Source organism: Pimelobacter sp. 30-1 (assembly GCF_018831735.1).
Lineage (GTDB): Bacteria > Actinomycetota > Actinomycetes > Propionibacteriales > Nocardioidaceae > Nocardioides.
In genome coordinates this window covers 26,565-49,338 of record NZ_NHTS01000012.1, presented here as the reverse complement: position 1 = coordinate 49,338, position 22,774 = coordinate 26,565, and the positions used below count along the sequence as shown (strand labels likewise).

Genomic DNA, 22,774 nt, shown 5'->3' with positions numbered 1-22,774 from the left:
CACCCGAGGAGGCCCCGTGTCTAGTCCCTTCCTGTCCGAGATCCGGCTGATGTCCTTCAACTTCCCGCCCAGGGGCTGGGCGTTCTGCAACGGGCAGTACCTGCCCATCAACCAGAACCAGGCGCTGTTCGCGCTGCTCGGCACCACCTACGGCGGCAACGGCCAGACCACCTTCGCGCTGCCCGACCTGCGCGGCCGGGTGCCGATCCACATGGGTCAGGGGTTCACCCTGGGGCAGCAGGTCGGCGAGGAGGCGCACACGCTGACGTCCGGCGAGATGCCGCAGCACGTGCACCCGGTCCTGGGCTCGTCGGCCACCAGCGGGGGATCGGCGAGTCCTGCGGGGATGTACCTCGGCGCCGCCAACAACGTCTACCGCTCCGGCAACCCCAGCCAGACCCTGCACCCGAGCACGGTCGGCACGGCCGGCGGCAACCAGGCGCACCTCAACATGCAGCCCTACCTGACCCTGAGCTTCTGCATCGCGCTCGTGGGCATCTTCCCGAGCCAGAACTGAGGAGAACGCCATGAGCCAACCCTTCGTCGGCGAGATCCGGCTCTTCGCCGGGAGCTTCGCCCCCAACGGCTGGATGCTGTGCCAGGGCCAGGTGCTGCCGATCTCCAAGTACGAGACCCTCTTCAACCTGATCGGCACGACCTACGGCGGGGACGGCCAGGAGACCTTCCGGCTGCCGGACCTCCAGAGCCGGGTCCCGATCCACCAGGGCACCCGCCCCGGCGGATCCACCTACCAGATCGGCGAGACGGGCGGGAGCGAGAGCGTCACGCTGAGCCCCCAGCAGATGCCGATCCACAGCCACGGCTTCGGCGTGGTGCAGGGTCTGCCGGGCACCCAGGTCAGCCCGGCCGGCAGCGTGCCGGCGATGTCGCTGAACGTGGTGCCCTACATCAACGAAGCGGTGGTCGATCCCGGGCAGGCGGCGAACCGGTTCGCGCCGGGGGCGATCACGCCGATCGGCGGCAACCAGCCGCACGAGAACATGCAGCCCTACCTGACCATCAACTTCATCATCTCGCTCTTCGGCGTCTTCCCGAGCCAGAGCTGAGGAGTACGCCATGAGTGACCAGTTCGTCGCCGAGATCCGCATCTTCCCGTTCAACTTCGCCCCCACGGGATGGGCGATGTGCAACGGTCAGCTGCTCCCGATCTCGCAGAACACCGCCCTCTTCTCGTTGCTGGGCACCTACTACGGTGGCGACGGCAAGGCGACCTTCGCGCTGCCGAACCTCCAGGACAGCGCGCCGCTCCAGCAGGGTCAGGGTCAGGGGTTGAGCGATCACTTCCTGGGCGAGGCCTCGGGGGCGCCCGCCGTGACGCTGCTCCAGAGTGAGATGCCCTCGCACACCCACCAGCTCTACGCCAACACCACCGACCCGGGTGACACCAGCGTGCCGAGCCCGACCGCGACCTTCGCCACGTCGTCGGGGGGCGCGCTCTACCAGCCCGCCACGGCTCTCAGCGCCCTGGCGCCGCTGGCCCTCGGGATCGCCGGCGGCAGCCTCCCGCACAACAACATGCAGCCGTCGCTGACGCTCAACTTCTGCATCGCGCTCCAGGGCATCTTCCCGCAACGCCCATGACCACCCTGACCCTGCGTCCCGCCGCGGCGGCCGACGAACCCTTCCTCCTCGCGCTGTACGCCGCCGGGCGGGCCGCCGAGCTCGACCAGGTCGCCTGGCCGCCGGGGCAGCGGGAGGCGTTCGTCGCGATGCAGCACGACCTGCGCGAGCGCCAGTACCGCGCGGCGTACCCGGACGCCGAGCACAGCGTGGTCGAGGTCGCCGACCACCCGGCCGGCCGGCTCCTCGTGAACCGGGGCGAGCGCGAGATCGGGATCGTCGACATCGCGCTGCTGCCCGCCCACCAGGGCCAGGGGATCGGCGGCACGCTGCTGCGGCGGGTGCTCGACGACGCCGCGGCCACCGGTGACGGCGTCCCGGTGTCCCTGCAGGTCGAGCGGGCCGGCCGGGCCCGGGCGCTCTACGAGCGGCTGGGCTTCGTGGTGGTCGCCGAGGACGACGTCCGCCTGTCCCTCACCTGGCGGCCGTCATGACGCGGGTCCTGCGCTCAGGCGAAGGCCGCCTCGTAGCGCATCCGGTCGCCGCTCGGGCCGAGCGGCACCAGGAACAGCGCGGTCTCGCCGAGGCCGGCGTGCCGCACGGTCCAGGTCGCCTGCTCCAGCACGGGCGTCGCCGGTCCGGTGAAGAGCAGCGAGAACTGTCGGCGCTGGGCGCCGTCGGGCCCCGCGCCGCCGGCCACGTCGCGGACCGCGACCTCGTCGAGCGCCAGCGCGAACGCCGCGCCGTCCGGGAGCGCGACCTCGAAGGGGTCGCCCACCAGTGCCGAGAAGTCGTCGGCGTCGAACCACGTACTCACGTCCCCACCCTAGCCAGGAGCCTTCGATGACCGACCTGAGCCGTCGTACCGTCCTCGCCACCGGAGCCACCGGCGTCGCCGTCACCCTGGTCGGGCTGCCCGGTGGCGCCCAGGCGGCACCGCTCGCGGCGGCCGCGCCGGCCGCCCCCGCGGCCCGCACCTTCACCCGGGAGGCCAAGCTCTACCGGCGCAAGCGGTTCGTCGCGCAGCGCAAGGCGCGCTTCCGGGTCACTGGTCCGGGGGTGGCGATCAAGATGCGCCTGGTCACGGTCCGCGACATCCCGCGGGTGAGCCGCGGCTCCAACCGCAGCTTTGAGCTCACCTTCACCGCGCCGCGGCGCGGGCCCGAGCAGGGGACCTACACCTTCAAGCGGCGCCGGTTCGCCAAGACCTCGCTGTTCCTGGTGCCCACCGACGAGACCCGCCGGGTCTACCGCGCGACGGTCAACAACCGCTGAACGTCGTACCGGCCGGTGCCGATAGCCTGAACCGGTGAGCACCCGCGCCCAGCAGTACGACGCCACCGTGGTGGCGCGCGAGCAGGTGACGCCCCACCTGGTGCGGCTGACCCTCGACGTACCGGGCTTCGTCTCGACCGGCATCGCCGACGAGTGGGTGGGCCTGGTCGTGCCGGGCCAGTTCCAGAGCCGCTACTACACGGTGCGCTCCGTCGACGGCACGCGCCTGGTGCTCGACGTCGTGGTCCACGCGACGGGTCTGGTCACCGAGTGGGCCTCCGGTCGCTCGGGTGACCCGGTCGGCCAGCAGGTCGTGCTGACCGAGGCCAAGGGCTCCTTCCTCCCGCCCGACGACGCGGGCTGGCTGCTGCTCGTCGGCGACCTCACCGCCCTGCCCGCGATGACCCGGATCGCCCGCGAGAACGCCGCCGCCCGACCGGTGCGGATCCTCGCCGAGGTGCCCGACGACTCCCGGATCGACGGCTACTTCCCCGACGCCGAGGGCGTCGAGGTGACCTGGCTGGCGCTGGGCGACGACGGGTCGAGCCGGCTCGCCGACGTCGTCGAGGACATCGCGTGGCCCGAGGGCCCCGGCTACTTCTGGATGGCGGGCGAGTCCGCCCAGATGCGCGCCATCCGCAAGCACCTCATGCGGGTGCGCAAGCTTCCCAGCACCCACTACGACGTGATGGGCTACTGGCGCTCGGTCGAGAAGCGGCAGCCGCGCGCGGTCGACCCCGGGCCGATCTGGCGCGCGGGCAAGGCCGCCGGCAAGTCCGACGAGGAGATCTGGGCCGACTACGACGCTGCACAGGGAGATGCCGAGCGATGAACGACCAGCACGACGACGAGGACGACTTCGACGACGAGCTCGACGACGAGTTCGACGAGGACTTCGGCGCGCTCCCGCCCCCGGCCGCCCCGGTGGCGCCGGTGTTCGGCAGCGGCGAGGTCCCCGAGGGCTACCGCAGCGGCTTCGCCTGCTTCGTGGGCCGTCCCAACGTCGGCAAGTCGACGCTGACCAACGCGCTCGTCGGCCAGAAGATCGTGATCACCTCCGACAAGCCGCAGACCACGCGCACCGTCGTGCGCGGCATCGTGCACCGCCCCGACGGCCAGCTGGTGCTGGTCGACACCCCCGGCCTGCACCGTCCCCGCACGCTCCTGGGCGAGCGGCTCAACGACCTGGTCAAGACCACGTGGGCCGAGGTCGACGTGGTCGCCGTCTGCTTCCCGTCGGACGAGAAGATCGGCCCCGGCGACACGTTCCTGGTCAACGAGCTGGCCAAGGTCCGCCGGACGACCAAGATCGCGGTGGCCACCAAGACCGACCTCGTCACCCCCGACCGGATCGGCGAGCACCTGCTCGACATCGCCGAGCTCGGCCGCACCACCGGCACCGAGTGGGCCGAGATCGTGCCCGTCTCCTCGGTCGGCGGCGACCAGATCGGCCTGCTGGGCGACCTCCTCGTCGGCCTCATGCCCGAGGGCCCGCCGCTCTACCCCGACGGCGACCTGACGGACGCGCCCGAGGAGATCCTCGCCGCCGAGCTGATCCGCGAGGCCGCGCTCGACGGCGTACGCGACGAGCTGCCGCACTCCATCGCCGTCGTGGTCGAGGAGATGGGCCTGCGCGAGGGCCGCCCCGACGACAAGCCGCTGCTCGACATCCACGCCAACCTCTACGTCGAGCGCGACTCCCAGAAGGGCATCGTCATCGGCAAGAAGGGCGCCCGGCTGCGCCAGGTCGGCACCGCCGCGCGCCAGCAGATCGAGGCGCTCCTCGGTACGCCGGTCTACCTCGACCTGCACGTCAAGATCGCCAAGGACTGGCAGCGTGACCCGCGTCAGCTGCGCAAGCTCGGCTTCTAGGGCTCGCTGCGCCTGGCCGCCCGCGAACCGTGCACCGGGCGGGCCTCGACTGCGCGCGCGCCCGCGCAGGAGGGGCTAGTCGGTCGTCCAGCAGCGGCCGAACTTCTGACCCATCTCCCACTGCTCCTTGGTGGGCCACTCGTAGCCCCACTTGAACGACAGCGGGTCGGCGGCGACGTCGGCCGCGGCGTCCTCGCAGCGGGTGCGGCCGGCGCTGCGGACCTTGTTCTGGCCCGGGTAGCTGGCCTGGTCGAACGCGATCACCTCGATCGCCCGCCACGAGTGCTTGGCCGAGCAGCGGACCCGCTCGAAGTTCTTGGCATCCGGCGCGGCCGTGCCGCACATGGCGTACTTGTCGGGCGTCTTCGCCCCGCGCAGCGCGCCCTTGAGGTCGCTGTCGAGGCCGGCCAGCTGGGCCGAGCCGTCGAGGAGCACCGCGTCACAGCGGAACCAGGTGGCCCCGGCGTCCGACTCGTCGACGGTGGGGGTGAACCAGATCGAGCGGACCATGCTCAGCCGGACGTCGGTGAGGCTGCCGCCGAGGTACTTCTCGAGGCGGCCCGGGCAGGCCTGCGCGACCTGGTCCTGGACTCGTTCGGAGTCGACCGCGACGAGGTGCCCGTCGACGACGGCGTCGGTGTTGCCGACCGAGAACGTCACGCTGGTGTGCTGCTGGCTGCAGTCGACCGGCTCCACCTCGGACGTCGGCGCGACCGCCGCGTCGAAGGGCAGCTGGTAGCAGGCGCCGACCGCGGGTCCGGGCGCCGGCGGGGGAGCGGGGGTCTGGGTGGCGGCCGCCTTGGTCGGCTCGTTGCCGGCCTTCTTGTCGGCCTCGCCACCGGAGCTGCACCCGGCCAGCAGGGCCACCAGGGCCGTGCCCGCCGCCAGCACCGGGGCCGTACGTCGCAGGATGCTCATCTCGTCACTCACTCGTCCTCGCCCAGCACACCGAGCGCCGGATGCCGGCGTCCCACTCGGCCTTGTGGAAGAAGGTGAACCCGTACTCGAACTCGGCCGGGTAGTTCAGCCATGCCTTGACCGACGTCGCGCAGAAGGAGCGGGTCCGGCTCTCCATCACCCGGTCGCCGGGGTACTCGTCGTCGGGCTGGCCGAGCTTGACCGTGGTCACCGCCCGCCAGTCGTGCTCCTGGTTGCAGGGCACCTTCTCGCCCTCGCCGACCGATGCCCCCCGCGCACAGCTCAGCCAGCGGTCGGGCGCCCGCCCGGCCAGCATGTCGCGCGCCGTCTCGGGCAGCGGCCGGTACTCGGTGCTCGCGCTGCTGCCGCCGATCACGTCGCAGCGGTACCAGCGCGCGCCCTTCTTCCAGGCCTTCTCAGACGGCCGGAACCACGCCCAGCTCAGCGTCGTGCGCAGCACCAGGCTCTCGTCGGCGCCGACGAACTTCGCGAAGGCCGTCGCGCAGGTCTGGTAGGCGAACGTCCCGAGCGCCTTGTCGTCGTAGGCCGCGTCGTCGTACTCGCCGGGGAGGTCGCCGGTCGCGAACGTCTCGGCGGTGTGCTCCTGCGCGCAGGGGACCGTCTTGGTCGCGTTGGCCGGCTTGGCGACGTCGTCCGGCGTCAGCTGCCGGCACAACCCGCTCGCCGGGACGTCGACCGCGTCGACCAGGTCCGGATCGGTGTTCTCGCCCTGGCTCTCGGCGCTGCACGCGCTCGTGCTGACGGCCGCGGCGGCCAGCAGGAGGACGACGAGGGCGCGCCGCACCGTCATCGCTTCCCCTCTCGTACCGTCAGTCCACCAGCAGTGCGGCGATGGTAGCGCCCAGCGCATAGGCGGACTCCAACGCGGCGTCGTCGACCTCACCGAGCACGCCCAGGACGTCGTACCCCTGGCGCCAGCCGAGCGCCCCCACGATCGCGTGCACCGACCGCTCGGCGCCGGTCAGGTCGTAGCGGCCGTGCAGCCACAGCCCGTAGGGCCGGCCGGCCGTCGTCCCGGCGTCGGCGCCGTCCGCCGGTGCGCCGCTCGGGTCGAGGGCGCCGCCGACGGCGAGGAAGGTCGAGTCGAAGAAGTGCTTGAGCGCGCCGCTCATGTAGCCGAAGTTGGCCGTCGTCCCGAGCACGTACCCGTCGGCGGCGAGGACGTCGTCCGCGCTCGCCTCCAGCGCCGCCCGGACGACGACCTCGACGCCGCCGGCCTCCTGGACGTCCGGGTCGTGGGCGCCGGAGACGACCTGCTCCAGCAGGGCCTGCATCGAGCGGCTGGGGGAGTGGTGGACGATCAGCAGCCGAGGCATGTCGCCAGCCTAGGCCGGTCGGCTGCTAGGGTGGGCCCATCATGACGCGAGCCCTCCTTCTTAGCGGCCGCAGCGAGGTCTGAAAGCCGGACCCCCTCGTTGCGGAGTGAGTTGCGCGCCCGGCGCCCATCTGGAAGCTCTCAGCACCCCGAGGAAGTCATGAACCAGCGCGTCACCATCCCCAGCCAGCAGCCCAGCGGGATGCCGTACCACCGCTACACCGCCTTCGAGCCCGTGACGGTCCCCGACCGCACCTGGCCGGACCAGAAGATCACCCGCGCCCCCCGGTGGCTCTCCACCGACCTGCGCGACGGCAACCAGGCGCTCATCGACCCGATGAGCCCCTCGCGCAAGATGAAGATGTTCGAGCTCCTGGTCCAGATGGGCTACAAGGAGATCGAGATCGGGTTCCCGGCCGCGAGCCAGACCGACTTCGACTTCGTGCGCCAGCTCGTCGAGGAGGACCGGATCCCCGACGACGTGCGGGTCTCCGTGCTGACCCAGGCCCGCGAGGACCTGATCGCGCGCACCGTCGAGTCGCTCCAGGGCGCGGCCAAGGCGACCGTCCACCTCTACAACGCGACCGCGCCGCTGTTCCAGCGCGTGGTCTTCGGCGTGACCGAGGCCGAGTGCATCGCGATCGCGACCCGGGGCACCGAGTGGGTCATGAAGTACGCCGAGCAGCTGCTCGACGGCACCGACTTCGGCTACCAGTACAGCCCCGAGATCTTCACCCAGACCCCGACCGACTTCGCGATCGAGGTCTGCGAGCGGGTCTCCGACGTGTGGCAGCCGGAGGAGGGGCGCGAGATCATCCTCAACCTGCCGGCCACCGTCGAGATGTCGACGCCCAACACCTACGCCGACCAGATCGAGTACTTCTCGCGCAACCTGTCCCGCCGCGCCCACTCGATCATCAGCCTGCACCCCCACAACGACCGCGGTACGGCGGTCGCCGCCACCGAGCTGGCGCTGATGGCCGGTGCCGACCGGGTCGAGGGCTGCCTGTTCGGTCACGGCGAGCGCACCGGCAACGTCGACCTGGTCACCCTCGGCATGAACCTGTTCAGCCAGGGCATCGACCCGCAGGTCGACTTCTCCGCGATCGACGAGATCCGGCGCACGGTCGAGTACTGCACCCAGCTGCCCGTCCACCCGCGCCACCCGTGGGCCGGTGACCTGGTCTACACGGCGTTCTCCGGCTCCCACCAGGACGCCATCAAGAAGGGCCTGGAGGACCTCGACCGGATCGCGGCCGAGCAGGGCAAGCCGGTCGGCGAGATCCCGTGGGAGGCGCCGTACCTGCCGATCGACCCGAAGGACGTCGGCCGCACCTACGAGGCAGTCATCCGGGTCAACAGCCAGTCCGGCAAGGGCGGCGTGGCCTACGTGCTCAAGGCCGAGCACAGCCTGGACCTGCCGCGCCGCGCGCAGATCGAGTTCAGCCGGGTCATCCAGCAGCACACCGACGCCCAGGGCGGCGAGGTCACCCCCGAGGCGATCTGGGAGATCTTCCGCAAGGAGTACCTCGACCGCGAGGAGCCCTACAGCCTGGTCTCGTTCTCCTCCACCACGAGCGAGGACGGCGAGGACAGCCAGGAGGTGCGGCTCGTCGTACGCGGCGAGGAGCGGACCTTCACCGGCATGGGCAACGGCCCGGTCGCCGCGTTCGTCGACGGCATGCGCCAGGCGGGTGCCGACATCCGGGTGCTCGACTACGCCGAGCACGCGCTCTCGTCGGGCGGCGACGCCGTCGCGGCGGCGTACGTCGAGTGCGAGGTCGCCGGCGAGATCGTCTGGGGCATCGGCCTGCACCACAACATCGTCACGGCCTCGCTCCGTGCGGTGGTGTGCGCGGCCAACCGGGCGCAGGCGATCACCATCCCGACCGGGGCCTGAGCATGGGTCGCGCCGCGCTGGCCTCGGAGCAGGTCGGCCAGCTCTTCGTCGAGAGCCGGCGCGGGCGCGACCGCCTGGAGTACACCGAGTACGGCGCCGGGGACGCCTGGGTCGTCCTGGTCCCGCCGCTGCTGGTGCCGCGCCGGGTGCACGCCCACACGGCGCGGACCCTCGCGGCCCACGGCCTGCACGTCCTCGTGCTCGACCCCCTCGGCCACGGCCGCTCCGACCGCCCGGCCGACCCGCTGTCGTACTCGGTGAGCGCCTTCGCGGCCCAGGTCGTCGCACTGCTCGACCACGTCGGTGCGGCCCGCGCCGTCGTCGGCGGCAGCGCGATCGGCGCCAACGTCGCCCTCGAGGTCGCCGTCACCGCGCCTGAGCGGGTCGCCGGCCTGCTCCTCGACGGACCGGTCCTCGACAACGCCCTCGGCGTCCAGCTCGGCGTCCTCACGCCGGTCCTCGCCACCGCCCGCCTCGCCCCGCTGGCCATCAGCGCGGCCCGCCTGGTCACCCGCCCGGTCCCGCGCCGAGTCCTCCCGGAGTGGCTCGCCCTCGGCCTCGACACCCTCGACGTCCGCCCCGGCCCGGTCGCCGCCGCCGTCCACGGCGTCCTCTTCGGCCGCCTGGCCCCCGCCAGCGCCGAGCGCGCCGCGATCACCGCCCCGACCCTCGTCCTGGCCCGCCCCGCCGACCCCTTCCACCGCGCCGCGGACGCCGCCATGGTCGCCGCCGAGATCTCCGGCGCCACCCTCGAACGGGCCGAGGCACCCCTGGAGTGGCGCCGCCGTCCCGAGCGCCTGGACCTCGTGGTCACCCGGTTCGCCCGCGACTGCACCCGCCCGGGACGCCGCAGCCGGCATACCCGGTCTTCCTAATCCGGTTGCCGTCATTTGCCAGGCGTGCGAGGCTGCGCGCCATGCACATCCCCCGACTCCGTTCTCTCCTCGCCGCCGCGGCGACGTCCGGCCTGCTCGTCGCCGGGACGGCCGGCGGCGCCGCGGCCGGCACCTGGTCGCACACCGACCCTGCCGGCGACGTCCTCGCGCTCGACTTCCCCGACCCCCACAGCGCGCCCGTCGAGACGCCGCAGCCCGACCGGACCACCGGCGACATCACCCGGGTCCGCGTCCAGCACTCCGCGCGCAAGGTCGTCCTCGTCCTCGCGATGCGCCAGGCGCTGGCCCCTGACGGTTGGGGGATCGTCGGCACCGTCAAGACCGAGCGCCGTACCTACGCCGTGCGCTGGATCCGGGACAGCCGCACCCGCAAGCTGTGGCTCGTCAAGAACCCCGACGGCAACGACGTCGTCGTCGCGTGCCGCGGCCTGGCCAAGAAGGTCGACAACCGGGCCGGCACGGTCCGGTTCAGCGTCCCGCGCTCGTGCCTGGGCAACCCGCGGTGGGTGCGGGCCAACCTGTCGGTCTACGACTACGACGGGCCCACGCGGACCTATGCCGACGACGGCCTCGACGCCGGCGGCTGGGAGCGCGTCCCGCTCTCGCCGAAGGTGCGGCGCGGCTGATGGGCGCCGCCCCGGTCAGCAGCCCGCCGCGCTCACGTAGCACCTCAGCGGCGGCTCCGCGCGCAGCAGCGGAGCCCCGCCGAGGCTGACCATCGGCAGCACGGTGCTGACCAGCCGGGGCAGCGCGAAGAGCACGGGCACGTAGGCCCGGGCGTCGACCGGGTCCAGGCCGGGCATGTACAGCCGGCGGCAGGCGGACCGGTCGACCCGGGCGGCGACGGCCGGGCCGTCGTGGTCGAGCGCATCCATCACGATCGCGTATGTCGTGGGGCTGATCGTCCCGGTCAGCACGTGCTCGTAGGGGTCGAGCCGGCACACGTCCTGGACGCGGACGTTGGCGATCCGGCCGCCGCCGGTGCTGAGCGCGGACGACGGCGGCGGGGTCACCACCTCGTCGAGCATCGTGTAGACGTTCGTGTAGTCGATCCCGGCGAAGGTCTCCGCGCCGCTGTTGAGCGCCTTCATGAACGCCGACCCGGCGAGCTGCTGCCACACCGCCGGCACACAGGTGGTGAGCCCGCGCAGGCAGCCGGGGATCCCCCCGGGTGCCGTGGTTCGAGGGCGCCATGCCGATCACCTCGGCGACCATCGGGCGCACGTCGGGCCAGAAGCGCAGCGCCCATCGGGGGTTCATCCCGCCCTGGCTGTGGCCGAGGATCGCGATCTTGCGGCCGGTGCGGGCGTGCATGGTGCGGATCGCGTGGACGACGTACTCGCCGGCGACCTGGATGTCGCCGAACGTGTGCTGCGGCATCGTCACCAGGCAGTAGTAGCGGCCCTGGGCGCCGAAGACGTTGACCCAGTTCCACGAGTAGTTCTCGACCGGCGTCACGCTGGTGGCCGGGTTGAGCAGGATCGGCGCCGGGCCGGTCGCGGGGTCGCCGTGGCAGTCGAGCGACGCGTCGAGGGTGGCCCTCGGGACGGAGAGCGCCGGGCCCGGCCGGTCGAGCGGGGCGTACGCCGTGTCGTCGGCCCGGGCCGGCCCTGCCAGTGCCACGAGGCCGGTCGCGAGGGCGGTCACGAGCGGCAGGAGCAGGGCGAGGGTGACGCGACGCATGGCGGTTCAACGGGGTGGCGCCGGGCTTCGTCACGCTCCAGGCAGCACAATGGAGGGGTGCCGCTCTACCGTGACGAGGCGATCGTCCTGCGCACCCACAAGCTGGGTGAGGCGGACCGCATCATCACGCTCCTGACCCGCGAGAACGGCCGGGTCCGCGCCGTGGCCAAGGGCGTGCGCCGGACCACCTCGCGGTGGGGCTCGCGGCTCGAGCCGTTCACCCACGTCGACCTCCAGATCGCCGAGGGGCGCAACCTCGACACGATCACCCAGGCCGAGACCCGCGGCTCGTACGCCGCCCCGATCGGCTACGACTACGACCGCTACACCGCGGGCACCGCGATGCTCGAGACGGCCGAGCGGCTCGTCGTCGAGGAGCGCGAGCCCGCGCGTCAGCAGTTCGGGCTGCTCCTCGGGGCGCTCAACGCGATGGCCGGCGGGCAGCGGCTGCCCTGCCACGTGCTCGACTCCTACCTGCTGCGCGCGCTGGCGATCGCCGGCTACGCGCCCGCCTTCGTCGACTGCGCCCACTGCGGCCGCCCGCCCGTGCTGGCCACCGGCGAGCTCGGCCACCACCGCTGGTTCAACCCGTCGATGGGCGGCGTCCTCTGCTCCACCTGCCGGATCCCGGGCTCGGCCACGCCGGCCCCCGAGACGCTGGTCCTGCTCGGCGCGCTGCTCGCGGGCGACTGGCCGGTCATCGAGGCCGCCGAGCCGCGTCCCGTGCGCGAGGCCAGCGGGCTGATCGCGGCGTTCGTGCAGTGGCAGCTCGAGCGCGGGCTGCGGTCGCTGGCCTACGTCGAGCGCTGACCCGCGCGCTGCCAGACTGGTCCTCGTGACTCGCGCTTCCCGTCGTACCCGTGCCGCCGAGGCGGCCGCGGCCGCCGCCCGTGGCCCGGTCCGCCCGCCGACCCCGCACCCCTCGGGGGTGCGGCCGCCCGCCGTACCGGCTGAGCTCGTGCCGCACCACGTCGCGATCGTGATGGACGGCAACGGCCGCTGGGCCAAGGAGCGCGGCCTGCCCCGCACCAAGGGGCACGAGGAGGGCGAGTCGAGCCTGTTCGACGTCGTCGAGGGCGCCATCGAGATCGGGGTCAAGGCCATCTCGGCGTACGCCTTCTCGACCGAGAACTGGTCGCGCAGCCCCGACGAGGTGAAGTTCCTGATGGGCTTCAACCGCGACGTCATCCGCCGGCGCCGCGACGAGATGCACGAGCTCGGCGTCCGGGTCCGCTGGGCCGGGCGCGCCCCACGGCTGTGGAAGTCGGTCATCACCGAGCTCCAGGTCGCCGAGGAGCTCACGAAGCACAACGACGTTCTGACCCTGACCATGTGCGTCAACTACGGCGGCCGCTCCGAGCTCGGCGACGCCGCCAAGGCGCTGGCCCGCGACGTCGCGGCCGGCAGGATCAACCCGGACAAGGTCGACGAGCGCACCCTCGGCCGCTATCTCTACGTGCCCGAGCTCCCCGACGCCGACCTGATCTGGCGCACCTCGGGCGAGCAGCGGCTCTCAAACTTCATGCTCTACCAGGCGGCGTACGCCGAGTTCGTCTTCTCCGACGTACTCTGGCCCGACGTCGACCGGCGCGACCTGTGGCAGGCGATCGACACCTACGCCCGCCGGGACCGGCGCTACGGCGGGGCGGAGCCCAACCCGACCGCCTAGTGCTCGTCGTAGTGCGCGCCGTGCACCGCGTGCCGGTGCCCGTCGTGGACGTAGTCCACGTGGTCGTCGTGCGGTACGGCGAGGTGCCCGCACCCCGGTCCGTGCGCGTGCGGGTGCTCACCGCAGGCGTCGTGCTCGGGCGCGGCCTGCCCGGACGCGAACGGCTCGCGCAGGCGTGCCCGGCGGCGCAGCCAGATCCCGATCGGCCAGGCGATGGCGTAGCAGGCGAGCGCGAGCAGGACGATCGTCGGCCCCGGCGCCACGTTGACCTTGTACGACGCGAAGGTCGCCGCCACCAGCCCGCCCACCGAGGCCAGGGTGCCGAGCGCCATGGCCGCGCCGAGGGTGGTCCGGAACGAGCGGGTGACCTGCTGGGAGGTGGCCACCGGCACCACCATGAGCGCCGAGACGAGCAGCAGGCCGACCGTGCGCATGGCGACCGTGACGGAGACGGCGGCGAGCACCGCGACGAGCACGTTGTAGGAGCGCACGCGCAGGCCGGCGACCCGGGCGAACTCCTGGTCCTGGGCGACGGCGAAGAGCTGGGGTGCCAGGCCGACGCAGAGGCCGACGACGGCGATGGCCAGGCCCATCGTGACGAGCACGTCACTCGACGAGATGGTGTTCAGTGACCCGAAGAGGTAGCGGTTGAGCGCGGAGGCGCTCTGCCCGGCGAGCCCGCTGATGAAGATGCCGCCGGCCAGGCCGCCGTAGAACAGCAGGGCGAGGGCGACGTCGCCGTTGGTCTGCCCGCGCTCGCGGATCACCTCGATGAGCACCGCGCCCAGCACGGCGACGAGCACGGCGGTCCACAGGGGGGACGCGCCGGTGAGCAGGCCGATCGCGACACCGGTGACGGCGACGTGGCCGATGCCGTCGCCCATGAGGGCGAGGCGGCGCTGGACGAGGAAGGTGCCGATGGCGGGCGCGGCGAGTCCGGTGAGCAGGGCGGCGATGAGGGCGCGCTGCATGAACGGCTCGGCGAACAGCTCGAGGGGGGACATCAGGCATCGCCTCGCGGCCGGTCGACGGGGGAGGAGACCTGCGGCACGTGGTCGGCCGTGGGGCGTCCGTGGTGATGGTGGTGCGTGTGCGGCTCGGCGAACCAGGGCTGGTGCACCTCGTGGTCGAGCAGCGGGGGGCCGTCGTAGGCGACCCGTCCGTCGCGCAGGACGACGGCGCGGTCAACCAGGGGCGCCAGCGGCCCGAGCTCGTGGGCGACCAGGACGATGGTCGCGCCGCGCTCCTTGAGCCGGCGCAGGGTGTCGGCGAGCACCTGCTGGTTGGGCAGGTCGACGCCGGCGGTGGGCTCGTCGAGGAAGAACAGCTCCGGCTCGCCGGCCAGCGCGCGGGCGATGAGCACGCGCTGCTGCTGGCCGCCGGAGAGGTTGCTGACCGCGTCGCGGCGCCGGTCGGCGAGGCCGACGATCTCGAGCGCCTCGTCGATGGCGGCCCGATCGGTCCGGGAGAGCGGGCGGAGCAGCCGGCGCCGGGTGAGCCGCCCGGCGGCGACGACCTCCCACACCGAGGCGGGGATGCCGGAGGCGGCGGTGGCGCGCTGGGGGACGAACCCGATCCGGCGCCAGTCGTCGTAGTCGTCGAGGGGGGTGCCGAAGAGGCGGACCTCACCGGAGACCAGCGGCCGCAGGCCGACCAGGGCACGCACGAGCGTGGACTTGCCCGAGCCGTTGGCGCCCATCAGGGCGACGAAGTCGCCGGGGGCCACGCTGAGGTCGATGCCGCGCAGCACCGGGCGGCCGCCGAGGGCGACGCTGCCGTGGCTGATCGCGACCGCGGCCGGCGCGGCCAGGGTCTCCGGGGTGGTGCTCATCGGCACCCGTTGGCGGCGACGATGGCCTCGAGGTTGGTGCGCATGAGCGTCAGGTAGTCCTCGTCCGCGGTGGCGTCGGTCAGCCCCTCGATCGGGTCGAGCACGCCGTTGCGGAGACCGAGGTCCTTGGCGAAGTTCTCGCCGAGGGCCGGCTTGAGCGGCTCGCTGAACACCGTGGTGATGCCTTCCGTCCGGATGAGCTCTTTCAGCTTGCCCAGCGTCGCACCGGTCGGCTCGGCGTCGGGGGTCAGCCCCACGATCGAGGCGACGTGGAGACCGTACTTCTCGAGGTACCCGAAGGCGTCGTGGGACACCACGATGGTGTCACGCGTGCAGGCGCCCAGGCCAGCGGTGTACTCCGCGTCGAGCGCCTCGAGGTCGGTGCGCAGCGCCGCGGCGTTGGAGCGGTAGCGCTCGGCGTGGTCGGCGTCGACGCCGGCCAGCTTGTCGGCGACGGCGTCACCGAGGTCGGCCATGCGCAGCGGGTCCTGCCAGAAGTGCGGGTCGAGCTCGCCGTGGTCGTGGTCGTGCTCCTCGTCGTGCCCCTCCTCGCCGGCGTGCTCCTCGTGCTCCTCGGCCGACTCGTCGAAGGGCAGGGGGTCGACGACCTTGGTGGCGTCGAGGGTGGCGCCGCCGGCGTTCTGCTCGACGGCGTCGTCGACGGCCGGCTGGAAGCCCGACTCGTAGACGACGAGGTCGGCCGAGGCGAGCTCGGCGGTCTCCTTGACCGTCAGCTCGAGGTCGTGCGGCTCGGCACCGGGCTGGGTGAGCAGCTGGACGTCGGTGCCGGTGCCCTCGGTGACGCGGTCGGAGACGTAGGCCAGGGGGTAGAAGGCGGCGGCGACGGTGGTCTTGCCGTCGGCCTTGGTGTCGTCGCTGAACGCCGAGCAGCCGGAGGCGAGCAGGGCGAGGGAGGAGAGGGCGACGAGGCCGGACATCAAGCGCATGAGAATCATTCTCATCTGCGGAGCGGGTCCGGTCAAGTCGGCGAGGCGGCGCCGGGGGCGGCACGGCTCAGGTCAGCCGGCGCACCAGCTCCCGGCCGACCGCCCGCAGCGGCGCGTCCGTACGACGGGCGCGGCTGACCAGCAGCGCCCCCTCGATCGCGCTGACGACGAGCGCGGCCCGGTCCGCCGCCTCGGCCGCGGGGTGTCCCCGCTCGGTGAGCGCGGCGGCGAGGACGTCCTCCCAGCCCGCGAAGGCGTTCCCGGCGGCGGCGCGCGCGGCCGCCGTCTCGTCGGGGGACAGGGCGGCCGCGGCGACCGGGCAGGTCGCGGCGAAGTCGCTGCCGAGCAGCACCCCGGACCAGTGGTCGATCATCGCCTCGACCGCGGTGGCGGGGTCGGCGCTGTCGACGATCCGGCGGATCAGCAGGCCCATCAGCTCGCCCGCGCGGCGGGTGGCGTCCTCGGCCAGCTCGGCCTTGCCACCGGGGAAGTGGTGGTAGATCGAGCCGCGCGGGGCGCCGCTGTGGGCCACCACGTCGCGCAGCGAGGTCGCCGCCACGCCGCGCTCGCGGAACAGGGCGATCGCGCTGTCGAGCATCGCCTCGCGCGGCGCCGCGAGCCGGCCGCTCATGCGCGCTCCAGCCGGGCCGGCACGTACTTGTGCCAGGGCGTCCCGGCCAGCCAGTCCCGGTGGTGCACCGAGGTCAGCTCGTTGGGCGCGACGCCGGGGGAGCCGTCGGGGTGGACGACACCGAGGCCGTTGGGCAGCGAGACGTGCCCGGGCTGGAGGGTGTCGGTGACCTCGGCCGTCGCGACCGCGCTGCCGGCCTCGGTCACCACACGGACGGCGTCCCCGGTGCCGACGCCGAGCGCGGCGGCGTCGGCCGGGCTGATCCGCAGCGCGCCGTCGGCGTCGCGCCGGCGCCAGGAGGGATCGCGGATGATCGTGTTGGCGGTGAACGAGCGCCGCTCGCCGGCGGAGAGCACGACCGGGAACTCCGCGCTGGTCCACGAGCTCGGCTCGTCGGCCAGGGCGCGGAACCGCTCGACGAGCTCGGGGATCTCGAGCGTGAAGCGCCGGTCCGGCCGCCGCACGTAGTCCCACGCGTCCGCGTGCTCGTCGCGGGTGAAGACGACGGCCTCGCCCTCGAGGATCCGCCGGAACAGCCGGTTCCCGGGCTCGAACCCGGGCCCGCCGAACCCGGCGCGGGCCACCGCCGCGGGCTGGTTGAGCGCGCACAGCTGGGCGACGCCCCAGAGCGCGGCGGCGCTGCGGGCCCCGCCGAGCGTGGGCCCCAGCGTCTCGTGCAGCAGGTACGCCGCCAGCCCCATCAGCCGCGGCCGGGCCGCCACCGTCGCGAAGAACGCCAGCGCGTACTGGGTCGTCCCGCGCGCGGCGGCCCGGCGCAGGGGAGCGAGCACGCCCTCGTCGACGACGCCGAGCTCGCGCACCAGGCGGGCGTAGATCTCCGGCTCGGGCAGGGTGCCGGGCAGCGGGTCCATCAGCGGCGCGCGCAGGTGGAAGACGTTCTCGGGGAAGTCGACGTTGAAGAACGTGCACTCCCACTTCTCGAACTGGGTGGCCGCGGGCAGCACGTAGTCCGCCTCGCGGGCGGTCTCGGTCATCGCGATGTCGACCACGACGCTCAGGTCGAGCGCGCGCATCGCCTTGCGGAAGCCGGCCGAGTCGGCCAGCGAGTGCGCGGGGTTGACGCTGTCGATCCACATCGCCCGGAACCGGTCGGGGTGGTTGGTGTCGATCTCCTCGGCGATGGAGTTGCACGGCACCAGCCCGGCGATGATCCGCGCCCCCGTGACCGGCGTACGACGCTCCGCCGCCGGCGTGCGCGCCGGCGCCCCGGGCGCGCCACCTCCGGTAGCCACGGCCGCGACCGGCCCGCGCAGCGCCCGGGCCGCGGGCGCGGCGACGAGGTCGGGCAGGAAGGCCGGCAGCCGGACCGCGCCGGCGACGGCGAGGTCGCTCGCGGCACCCGCGACCCGCCGGAGCGGTGAGCGCGTCCGCCGCGACCCGCCGGAGGGCGCCGCGGGCGAGCCACCGCCCGCGATCGCCGCGAAGGTCGAGTGCAGGAACATCCCGCCCTCCTGCGCGAAGCTGCCGGTGAGGATCCACAGCATCTTGTTGAGGTAGGAGCTCAGCGTGCTGTGCGGCGCCTGCTGGATGCCGAGGTCCTCGTAGGTGCAGACGCTCGCGGCGGTGCCGATCCGGCGGGCGGTGGTGCGGATCAGGTCCTCGGGCACGCCGCAGCGGGCGGCGTAGTCGGCGACGTCGACCTCGCGGTAGGCCGCGAGCACCGGCTCCGCGCCGGTCGTGTGGTCGCGGACGAAGGCGTGGTCGACGAGGTCCTCCTGGACCAGGACCGCGCCGAGCGCGGCCAGGCACCACGCGTCGGTGCCCGGGCGGACCTGCAGGTGGACGTCGGCCATCGCCGCGGTCTCGCTGCGCCGCGGGTCGATCACGACCATGGTCCGGGCCGGGTCGGCCGCCATCTCCTTGAGCACCGGCCGGGCACGGGGGAAGGAGTGCGACTGCCACGGGTTCTTGCCGACGAAGACGACGACCTCGGCGTGCTCGAAGTCGCCCTTGGTGTGGCCGCCGTAGAGCCGGCCGTCGACGTACATCTCGCCGGTCTTCTCCTGGGCGAGCGCGTTGGACTTGTACTTCGCGCCGACCGCGGCCTGGAGCGACTGGCCGTAGCCCGCGCCGAGGTGGTTGCCCTGCCCGCCGCCGCCGTAGAAGAAGATCTTGTCGCCGCCGTGCTCGTCACGGATCGCGGCCAGGCGCCCGGCGATCTCGGTGATCGCGGTGTCCCAGTCGATCTCCTCGTAGGTGCCGTCGGGGCGCCGCCGCAGCGGGCTGGTCAGCCGGGGCGTGCCGTTCTGGTAGCGGTCGAGGCGCAGCGGCTTCTCGCAGGTGTAGCCCGCCGACGAGGGATGGTCCTTGTCACCGCGGATGCGCAGGAGCCGACGGTCCTCGACCTGCACCTCGATCCCGCAGTTGCACTCGCACAGGATGCAGGCCGACTTCTGCCAGGTGGGTTCGGAGGTCGTGGTCATGGTGGCTCCCGCCGCTCGACTATGACACCTGTCATAGTCGCTTCCGCCGACCGCCGCGTCAAGGGCCGGCCGGGTGCGTAGAGTGCGGCTCGTGCTCGTCGTGAACCGCTTCCGCGCGGGGGAGGACCCCGCCTCGCTCCGGGCCGATCTCGAGCGCGTGCACGGACTCCTGGCCGACAAGCCGGGCTACGCCGGCGGCTCGATCGGGCGCAACCTCGACGACCCGGACCTGTGGGTGCTCACCACCCGCTGGGACAACGTCGGGGCCTACCGGCGGGCGCTGTCGTCGTACGAGCTCAAGCTGCACGGCGTGCCGGTGCTGAGCCGGGCGATCGACGAGCCGGGCGCCTACGAGGTGGTCGAGCCCGGCGGCGTGCTCAACGTGGCCGACGCTCGCGTAACCTAGGCCTTTACTTCGCGTACCGCGCGAGACCGACAACAGAAGTCACGCCCGGCAGCCAGCCGGGCTCGTCCCCCGAAGGATTCCCCGTGGCCAAGCCGCCCCCGTCCACCGTCGACCAGGTCGTCTCCCTCGCGAAGCGCCGAGGCTTCGTCTACCCCTGCGGGGAGATCTACGGAGGCACCCGCTCCGCCTGGGACTACGGTCCGCTGGGCGTCGAGCTCAAGGAGAACATCAAGCGCCAGTGGTGGCGCTCGATGGTGCAGAGCCGCGACGACGTCGTCGGCCTCGACTCCAGCGTGATCCTGCCGCGCCAGACCTGGGAGGCCTCGGGCCACGTCGCGACGTTCAACGACCCGCTGACCGAGTGCCTCTCCTGCCACAAGCGCTACCGCTACGACCACCTGCAGGAGCAGTACGCCGAGAAGAAAGGGATCGCCAACCCCGACGACGTCGACCTCAAGGACGTCGTCTGCGCCAACTGCGGCACCCGCGGCGCGTGGACCGAGCCCCGTGAGTTCTCCGGCATGCTCAAGACCCACCTCGGTGTCGTCGAGGACGAGTCGGGCCTGCACTACCTGCGCCCCGAGACCGCCCAGGGCATCTTCCTCAACTTCGCCAACGTGGTGACCTCGCAGCGGATGAAGCCCCCGTTCGGCATCGCCCAGATCGGCAAGAGCTTCCGCAACGAGATCACGCCCGGCAACTTCATCTTCCGCACCCGTGAGTTCGAGCAGATGGAGATGGAGTTCTTCGTCAAGCCGGGTGAGGACGACGAGTGGCACAAGTACTGGATCGAGGAGCGCACCCGGTGGTACGTCGACCTCGGCATCAACCCCGACAACCTGCGCCACTTCGTGCACCCGATCGAGAAGCTGAGCCACTACTCCAAGGGCACCACCGACATCGAGTACCGCTTCAACTTCACCGGCTCCGAGTGGGGTGAGCTCGAGGGCATCGCCAACCGCACCGACTTCGACCTCTCCACCCACGCCGAGCACTCGGGCAAGGACTTGTCGTACTTCGACCAGGCCAACAACACCCGCTACGTGCCCTACGTCATCGAGCCCGCAGCCGGCCTCTCGCGCAGCCTGATGACCTTCCTGGTCGACGCCTACGCCGAGGACGAGGCGCCCAACACCAAGGGCGGCGTCGACAAGCGCACCGTGCTGCGCCTCGACCCGCGCCTGGCGCCGGTCAAGGTCGCCGTGCTGCCGCTGAGCCGCAACGAGGACCTCACACCGCGGGCCAAGGCCGTCGCGACCGAGCTGCGCGCGCTGTGGAACGTCGAGTTCGACGACGCGGGTGCCATCGGCAAGCGCTACCGCCGCCAGGACGAGATCGGTACGCCCTACTGCGTCACCGTCGACTTCGACACCCTCGACGACCAGGCGGTCACCGTGCGCGACCGGGACACCATGTCCCAGGAGCGGGTGGCCCTCGACAAGCTGACGACCTACTTCGCCGAGCGGCTCGTCGGATGCTGACCCGCGTCCGGCTCGCCGCCGTGCCGGTGGCCGCCCTCGTGGCGGCCGCCGGGCTCGCGGCGTGCGGGTCGGACGCCGGCAAGGACGCCGACGACCGCCCCCGGGCGAGCGAGGCGCCCAGCTCGACGGCGCCCGCGTCGTACCTCGCGGTGCCCGAGGGCACCACGCTCACCGAGCCCGGCACGCAGCTGGGGCTGGGCGAGGAGGGCGTGATCGCCTTCCAGCGGCGCCAGGACGAGGTCGCGGTGCTCGAGGTCGCGGTGCAGAAGATCGAGCGCACCACGTTCGCCGCGTCGTTCCCGGGCTGGAACCTCGACGCGGCGACGGCCGCGCGGACGCCGTACTTCGTGCGGGTGGCGCTCACCAACGAGGGCGACACGGACCTGGGCGGGCTCAAGCTCGCCAACGTTCTGTGGGCCTCCGACGGCGCGACCCTGGAGGCGCCGAACTACTACACGGCCGAGCAGCTGCCGGCCTGCGTGGGCGCGGCGCTGCCGACGCCGTTCGCGGCGGGCGCCACCGCCGAGCTGTGCCAGGTCTACTTCATCGCGCCCGGCAAGGCGTTCGAGAACGTCACCTTCTCGCCCTTCGGCGGCCAGGACGCCGTCACCTGGAGCGGGGAGATCACCAAGGTGACCAAGCCGGCCAAGCCGGCCAAGCCCGGCAAGTCCGGCAAGAAGGACAAGAAGGACGACAAGCAGTGACGCTGACCCTCGGTTCGCTCGAGGTGCCCGTGCCGGTGGTGCTCGCCCCGATGGCCGGCATCACCAACGCCGCCTACCGCCGGCTCTGCGCCGAGCAGGGGGCCGGGCTCTACGTCTGCGAGATGATCACCAGCCGCGGGCTGGTCGAGGGCGACGAGACCACGAAGCGGATGCTCGTCTTCGACGAGGCCGAGACGGTGCGCTCGGTCCAGCTCTACGGGACCGACCCGACCTACGTCGGCCAGGCCACCAAGCTGTTGTGTGGTGAATGGGGTGTCAACCATGTCGACCTCAACTTCGGCTGCCCGGTGCCCAAGGTCACCCGCAAGGGCGGCGGCGGCGCGCTGCCGTGGAAGCGCAACCTGCTCGGCCGCATCCTCGAGGAGGCGGTGGCCGCCGCGGCGCCGTACGACGTGCCGGTGACGATGAAGACCCGCAAGGGCCTCGACGACGACCACCTCACCTTCCTCGACGCCGGCCGGATCGCCCAGGAAACCGGCGTCGCCGCCATCGCGCTGCACGGGCGCACGGTCGCCCAGGCCTACTCGGGCCAGGCCGACTGGTCCGCCATCGCCGAGCTGGTCGCCAGCGTCGACCTGCCGGTGCTGGGCAATGGCGACATCTGGGAGGCCGCGGACGCCGTACGGATGGTCGAGGAGACGGGCGTCGCCGGCGTCGTCGTCGGCCGCGGCTGCCTGGGGCGCCCCTGGCTGTTCCGCGACCTCGCCTCGGCCTTCGGCCCCGAGGGCCCCGGTGCCACCACGCTGCCCACGCTGGGCGAGGTGACCGTGATGATGCGCCGCCACGCCGAGCTGCTCAGCGAGCACATGGGCGAGGAGCGCGGCTGCAAGGAGTTCCGCAAGCACGTCACCTGGTACCTCAAGGGCTTCCGGGCCGGCGGCGAGCTGCGCCGCTCGCTCGGCCTCGTCGACTCCCTGGCCGCCCTCGACCGGCTGCTGGCCGAGCTCGACGGCGACGAGCCGTTCCCGGTCTCCGAGCTCGGCGCGCCCCGCGGGCGCCAGGGCGCTCCGCGGCACCGGATCGTGCTCCCGGAGGGCTGGCTGGACGACACCGACGGCCTCGGCGAGGGGGCCTGCGGCGTCCTCGAGGACGTCGACGAGACCACCGGTGGCTGAGTGTCGCGGCGCGTCCGGTGTGCGCGGGCTCACCCGCCCGAGGCGTCTCACCAATTGGTTGAAG

27 protein-coding genes are annotated in these 22,774 nt (G+C 72.7%); 17 read left to right on the top strand and 10 right to left on the bottom strand.

The genetic code is table 11. The annotated features are described in order from the left end of the window. Positions 1 to 16 precede the first annotated feature (16 nt). From CCO04_RS24640 to CCO04_RS24625, 4 genes are read left to right on the top strand one after another with little or no spacing between them, the layout of a single operon-like run. On the top strand, positions 17 to 517 hold the full coding sequence (locus tag CCO04_RS24640; RefSeq protein WP_215816831.1) for a phage tail protein: 501 nt from the start codon (positions 17 to 19) through the stop codon (positions 515 to 517). A gap of 10 nt (positions 518 to 527) precedes the next feature. Then, positions 528 to 1,067, top strand: coding sequence for a phage tail protein (locus tag CCO04_RS24635; protein WP_215816830.1), 540 nt, complete (start codon positions 528 to 530; stop codon positions 1,065 to 1,067). A gap of 10 nt (positions 1,068 to 1,077) precedes the next feature. Continuing rightward, on the top strand, positions 1,078 to 1,602 hold the full coding sequence (locus tag CCO04_RS24630) for a phage tail protein (RefSeq protein ID WP_215816829.1): 525 nt from the start codon (positions 1,078 to 1,080) through the stop codon (positions 1,600 to 1,602). Continuing rightward, a complete protein-coding gene (locus CCO04_RS24625; RefSeq protein ID WP_215816828.1) occupies positions 1,599 to 2,075 on the top strand; it encodes a GNAT family N-acetyltransferase in 477 nt (158 codons plus the stop codon). The genes CCO04_RS24630 and CCO04_RS24625 overlap by 4 nt, the downstream gene beginning before the upstream one ends. Before the next feature lie 14 nt (positions 2,076 to 2,089). On the opposite strand, the gene CCO04_RS24620 is transcribed toward CCO04_RS24625, so the two are convergent. Then, a complete protein-coding gene (locus CCO04_RS24620; protein ID WP_215816827.1) occupies positions 2,090 to 2,398 on the bottom strand; it encodes a hypothetical protein in 309 nt (102 codons plus the stop codon). Between the two features lie 26 nt (positions 2,399 to 2,424). Between CCO04_RS24620 and CCO04_RS24615 the strand changes: the two genes are divergently transcribed. The 3 genes from CCO04_RS24615 to era are packed head-to-tail and all read left to right on the top strand — an operon-like array spanning position 2,425 to position 4,728. Further along, positions 2,425 to 2,856, top strand: a complete 432-nt coding sequence (locus tag CCO04_RS24615; protein ID WP_215816826.1) for a hypothetical protein — start codon at positions 2,425 to 2,427, stop codon at positions 2,854 to 2,856. Between the two features lie 34 nt (positions 2,857 to 2,890). Next, the gene (locus CCO04_RS29995) at positions 2,891 to 3,688 is read left to right on the top strand and encodes a siderophore-interacting protein (RefSeq protein ID WP_215816825.1); all 798 of its coding nucleotides are present in this window, start codon (positions 2,891 to 2,893) and stop codon (positions 3,686 to 3,688) included. Continuing rightward, on the top strand, positions 3,685 to 4,728 hold the full coding sequence (era, locus tag CCO04_RS24605; protein ID WP_215816824.1) for a GTPase Era: 1,044 nt from the start codon (positions 3,685 to 3,687) through the stop codon (positions 4,726 to 4,728). The genes CCO04_RS29995 and era overlap by 4 nt, the downstream gene beginning before the upstream one ends. 75 nt (positions 4,729 to 4,803) lie before the next feature. Here era and CCO04_RS24600 read toward each other — a convergent pair whose 3' ends face one another. Genes CCO04_RS24600 through CCO04_RS24590 form a run of 3 tightly spaced genes read right to left on the bottom strand, consistent with a single transcriptional unit; the run spans position 4,804 to position 6,983 of the window. Beyond that, a complete protein-coding gene (locus tag CCO04_RS24600; protein ID WP_215816823.1) occupies positions 4,804 to 5,646 on the bottom strand; it encodes a septum formation family protein in 843 nt (280 codons plus the stop codon). 4 nt (positions 5,647 to 5,650) lie between these two features. Continuing rightward, positions 5,651 to 6,457, bottom strand: coding sequence for a septum formation family protein (locus tag CCO04_RS24595; RefSeq protein ID WP_215816822.1), 807 nt, complete (start codon positions 6,455 to 6,457; stop codon positions 5,651 to 5,653). Positions 6,458 to 6,476: 19 nt separating this feature from the next. Beyond that, entirely contained in the window at positions 6,477 to 6,983 is a 507-nt protein-coding gene (locus CCO04_RS24590; protein ID WP_215816821.1) for a flavodoxin family protein, read from the bottom strand. Positions 6,984 to 7,142: 159 nt separating this feature from the next. On the opposite strand from CCO04_RS24590, the gene leuA reads away from it, so the two are divergent. Genes leuA through CCO04_RS24575 form a run of 3 tightly spaced genes read left to right on the top strand, consistent with a single transcriptional unit; the run spans position 7,143 to position 10,404 of the window. After that, complete coding sequence (gene leuA, locus CCO04_RS24585; RefSeq protein WP_215816820.1) at positions 7,143 to 8,882, top strand: 2-isopropylmalate synthase; 1,740 nt, start codon at positions 7,143 to 7,145, stop codon at positions 8,880 to 8,882. A gap of 2 nt (positions 8,883 to 8,884) precedes the next feature. Further along, positions 8,885 to 9,757 carry an alpha/beta hydrolase gene (locus CCO04_RS24580; RefSeq protein WP_215816819.1) on the top strand — a complete coding sequence of 291 codons (873 nt, stop codon included), beginning with the start codon at positions 8,885 to 8,887 and terminating at the stop codon, positions 9,755 to 9,757. 41 nt (positions 9,758 to 9,798) lie between these two features. Then, positions 9,799 to 10,404, top strand: coding sequence for a hypothetical protein (locus CCO04_RS24575; RefSeq protein ID WP_215816818.1), 606 nt, complete (start codon positions 9,799 to 9,801; stop codon positions 10,402 to 10,404). Positions 10,405 to 10,419: 15 nt separating this feature from the next. On the opposite strand, the gene CCO04_RS24570 is transcribed toward CCO04_RS24575, so the two are convergent. After that, positions 10,420 to 10,899: a hypothetical protein gene (locus CCO04_RS24570; RefSeq protein ID WP_215816817.1), complete on the bottom strand. Its 480-nt coding sequence runs from the start codon at positions 10,897 to 10,899 to the stop codon at positions 10,420 to 10,422. 50 nt (positions 10,900 to 10,949) lie between these two features. On the opposite strand from CCO04_RS24570, the gene CCO04_RS24565 reads away from it, so the two are divergent. From CCO04_RS24565 to CCO04_RS24555, 3 genes are all read left to right on the top strand, one after another. Beyond that, entirely contained in the window at positions 10,950 to 11,174 is a 225-nt protein-coding gene (locus tag CCO04_RS24565) for a hypothetical protein (RefSeq protein ID WP_215816816.1), read from the top strand. A 344-nt stretch (positions 11,175 to 11,518) separates the two neighbouring features. Beyond that, positions 11,519 to 12,271: a DNA repair protein RecO gene (gene recO, locus CCO04_RS24560; protein WP_215816815.1), complete on the top strand. Its 753-nt coding sequence runs from the start codon at positions 11,519 to 11,521 to the stop codon at positions 12,269 to 12,271. Between the two features lie 25 nt (positions 12,272 to 12,296). Next, positions 12,297 to 13,130, top strand: a complete 834-nt coding sequence (locus tag CCO04_RS24555; protein ID WP_215816814.1) for an isoprenyl transferase — start codon at positions 12,297 to 12,299, stop codon at positions 13,128 to 13,130. Here CCO04_RS24555 and CCO04_RS24550 read toward each other — a convergent pair. The 5 genes from CCO04_RS24550 to CCO04_RS24530 form a co-directional block, all read right to left on the bottom strand. Next, the gene (locus tag CCO04_RS24550; protein ID WP_215816813.1) at positions 13,127 to 14,134 is read right to left on the bottom strand and encodes a metal ABC transporter permease; all 1,008 of its coding nucleotides are present in this window, start codon (positions 14,132 to 14,134) and stop codon (positions 13,127 to 13,129) included. The genes CCO04_RS24555 and CCO04_RS24550 overlap by 4 nt on opposite strands. After that, a complete protein-coding gene (locus CCO04_RS24545) occupies positions 14,134 to 14,961 on the bottom strand; it encodes a metal ABC transporter ATP-binding protein (protein WP_215816812.1) in 828 nt (275 codons plus the stop codon). Before CCO04_RS24545 ends, CCO04_RS24550 begins: the two co-directional genes overlap by 1 nt. Further along, positions 14,958 to 15,908 carry a metal ABC transporter substrate-binding protein gene (locus CCO04_RS24540; protein WP_215816811.1) on the bottom strand — a complete coding sequence of 317 codons (951 nt, stop codon included), beginning with the start codon at positions 15,906 to 15,908 and terminating at the stop codon, positions 14,958 to 14,960. The genes CCO04_RS24545 and CCO04_RS24540 overlap by 4 nt, the downstream gene beginning before the upstream one ends. A gap of 67 nt (positions 15,909 to 15,975) precedes the next feature. Next, positions 15,976 to 16,539, bottom strand: coding sequence for a TetR/AcrR family transcriptional regulator (locus CCO04_RS24535; RefSeq protein ID WP_215816810.1), 564 nt, complete (start codon positions 16,537 to 16,539; stop codon positions 15,976 to 15,978). Then, complete coding sequence (locus tag CCO04_RS24530) at positions 16,536 to 18,983, bottom strand: molybdopterin-dependent oxidoreductase (RefSeq protein ID WP_215816809.1); 2,448 nt, start codon at positions 18,981 to 18,983, stop codon at positions 16,536 to 16,538. Before CCO04_RS24530 ends, CCO04_RS24535 begins: the two co-directional genes overlap by 4 nt. Before the next feature lie 91 nt (positions 18,984 to 19,074). On the opposite strand from CCO04_RS24530, the gene CCO04_RS24525 reads away from it, so the two are divergent. From CCO04_RS24525 to dusB, 4 genes are all read left to right on the top strand, one after another. Beyond that, positions 19,075 to 19,389 carry an antibiotic biosynthesis monooxygenase gene (locus CCO04_RS24525; protein ID WP_215816808.1) on the top strand — a complete coding sequence of 105 codons (315 nt, stop codon included), beginning with the start codon at positions 19,075 to 19,077 and terminating at the stop codon, positions 19,387 to 19,389. An 83-nt stretch (positions 19,390 to 19,472) separates the two neighbouring features. Continuing rightward, positions 19,473 to 20,870 (top strand): glycine--tRNA ligase, encoded by a 1,398-nt coding sequence (locus CCO04_RS24520; protein ID WP_215816807.1) that lies wholly within the window; start codon positions 19,473 to 19,475, stop codon positions 20,868 to 20,870. Beyond that, entirely contained in the window at positions 20,864 to 21,574 is a 711-nt protein-coding gene (locus CCO04_RS24515) for a hypothetical protein (RefSeq protein ID WP_215816806.1), read from the top strand. The genes CCO04_RS24520 and CCO04_RS24515 overlap by 7 nt, the downstream gene beginning before the upstream one ends. Continuing rightward, positions 21,571 to 22,710, top strand: a complete 1,140-nt coding sequence (dusB, locus tag CCO04_RS24510; protein ID WP_257751658.1) for a tRNA dihydrouridine synthase DusB — start codon at positions 21,571 to 21,573, stop codon at positions 22,708 to 22,710. The genes CCO04_RS24515 and dusB overlap by 4 nt, the downstream gene beginning before the upstream one ends. Positions 22,711 to 22,774: the final 64 nt, after the last annotated feature.

What these genes read in the sequence shown, in the direction of transcription:
- CCO04_RS24515 (WP_215816806.1), top strand. Translation starts at nt 20,864, where the DNA reads ATGCTGACCCGCGTCCGGCTCGCCGCCGTGCCGGTGGCCGCCCTCGTG.
- CCO04_RS24540 (WP_215816811.1), bottom strand. Translation starts at nt 15,908, where the DNA reads ATGCGCTTGATGTCCGGCCTCGTCGCCCTCTCCTCCCTCGCCCTGCTC.
- CCO04_RS24545 (WP_215816812.1), bottom strand. Translation starts at nt 14,961, where the DNA reads ATGAGCACCACCCCGGAGACCCTGGCCGCGCCGGCCGCGGTCGCGATC.
- CCO04_RS24635 (WP_215816830.1), top strand. Translation starts at nt 528, where the DNA reads ATGAGCCAACCCTTCGTCGGCGAGATCCGGCTCTTCGCCGGGAGCTTC.
- CCO04_RS24595 (WP_215816822.1), bottom strand. Translation starts at nt 6,457, where the DNA reads ATGACGGTGCGGCGCGCCCTCGTCGTCCTCCTGCTGGCCGCCGCGGCC.
- CCO04_RS24535 (WP_215816810.1), bottom strand. Translation starts at nt 16,539, where the DNA reads ATGAGCGGCCGGCTCGCGGCGCCGCGCGAGGCGATGCTCGACAGCGCG.
- CCO04_RS24550 (WP_215816813.1), bottom strand. Translation starts at nt 14,134, where the DNA reads ATGTCCCCCCTCGAGCTGTTCGCCGAGCCGTTCATGCAGCGCGCCCTC.
- CCO04_RS24600 (WP_215816823.1), bottom strand. Translation starts at nt 5,646, where the DNA reads ATGAGCATCCTGCGACGTACGGCCCCGGTGCTGGCGGCGGGCACGGCC.
- era (WP_215816824.1), top strand. Translation starts at nt 3,685, where the DNA reads ATGAACGACCAGCACGACGACGAGGACGACTTCGACGACGAGCTCGAC.
- CCO04_RS24590 (WP_215816821.1), bottom strand. Translation starts at nt 6,983, where the DNA reads ATGCCTCGGCTGCTGATCGTCCACCACTCCCCCAGCCGCTCGATGCAG.
- CCO04_RS24580 (WP_215816819.1), top strand. Translation starts at nt 8,885, where the DNA reads ATGGGTCGCGCCGCGCTGGCCTCGGAGCAGGTCGGCCAGCTCTTCGTC.
- CCO04_RS24630 (WP_215816829.1), top strand. Translation starts at nt 1,078, where the DNA reads ATGAGTGACCAGTTCGTCGCCGAGATCCGCATCTTCCCGTTCAACTTC.
- CCO04_RS24625 (WP_215816828.1), top strand. Translation starts at nt 1,599, where the DNA reads ATGACCACCCTGACCCTGCGTCCCGCCGCGGCGGCCGACGAACCCTTC.
- leuA (WP_215816820.1), top strand. Translation starts at nt 7,143, where the DNA reads ATGAACCAGCGCGTCACCATCCCCAGCCAGCAGCCCAGCGGGATGCCG.
- CCO04_RS24575 (WP_215816818.1), top strand. Translation starts at nt 9,799, where the DNA reads ATGCACATCCCCCGACTCCGTTCTCTCCTCGCCGCCGCGGCGACGTCC.
- CCO04_RS24615 (WP_215816826.1), top strand. Translation starts at nt 2,425, where the DNA reads ATGACCGACCTGAGCCGTCGTACCGTCCTCGCCACCGGAGCCACCGGC.
- CCO04_RS24530 (WP_215816809.1), bottom strand. Translation starts at nt 18,983, where the DNA reads ATGACCACGACCTCCGAACCCACCTGGCAGAAGTCGGCCTGCATCCTG.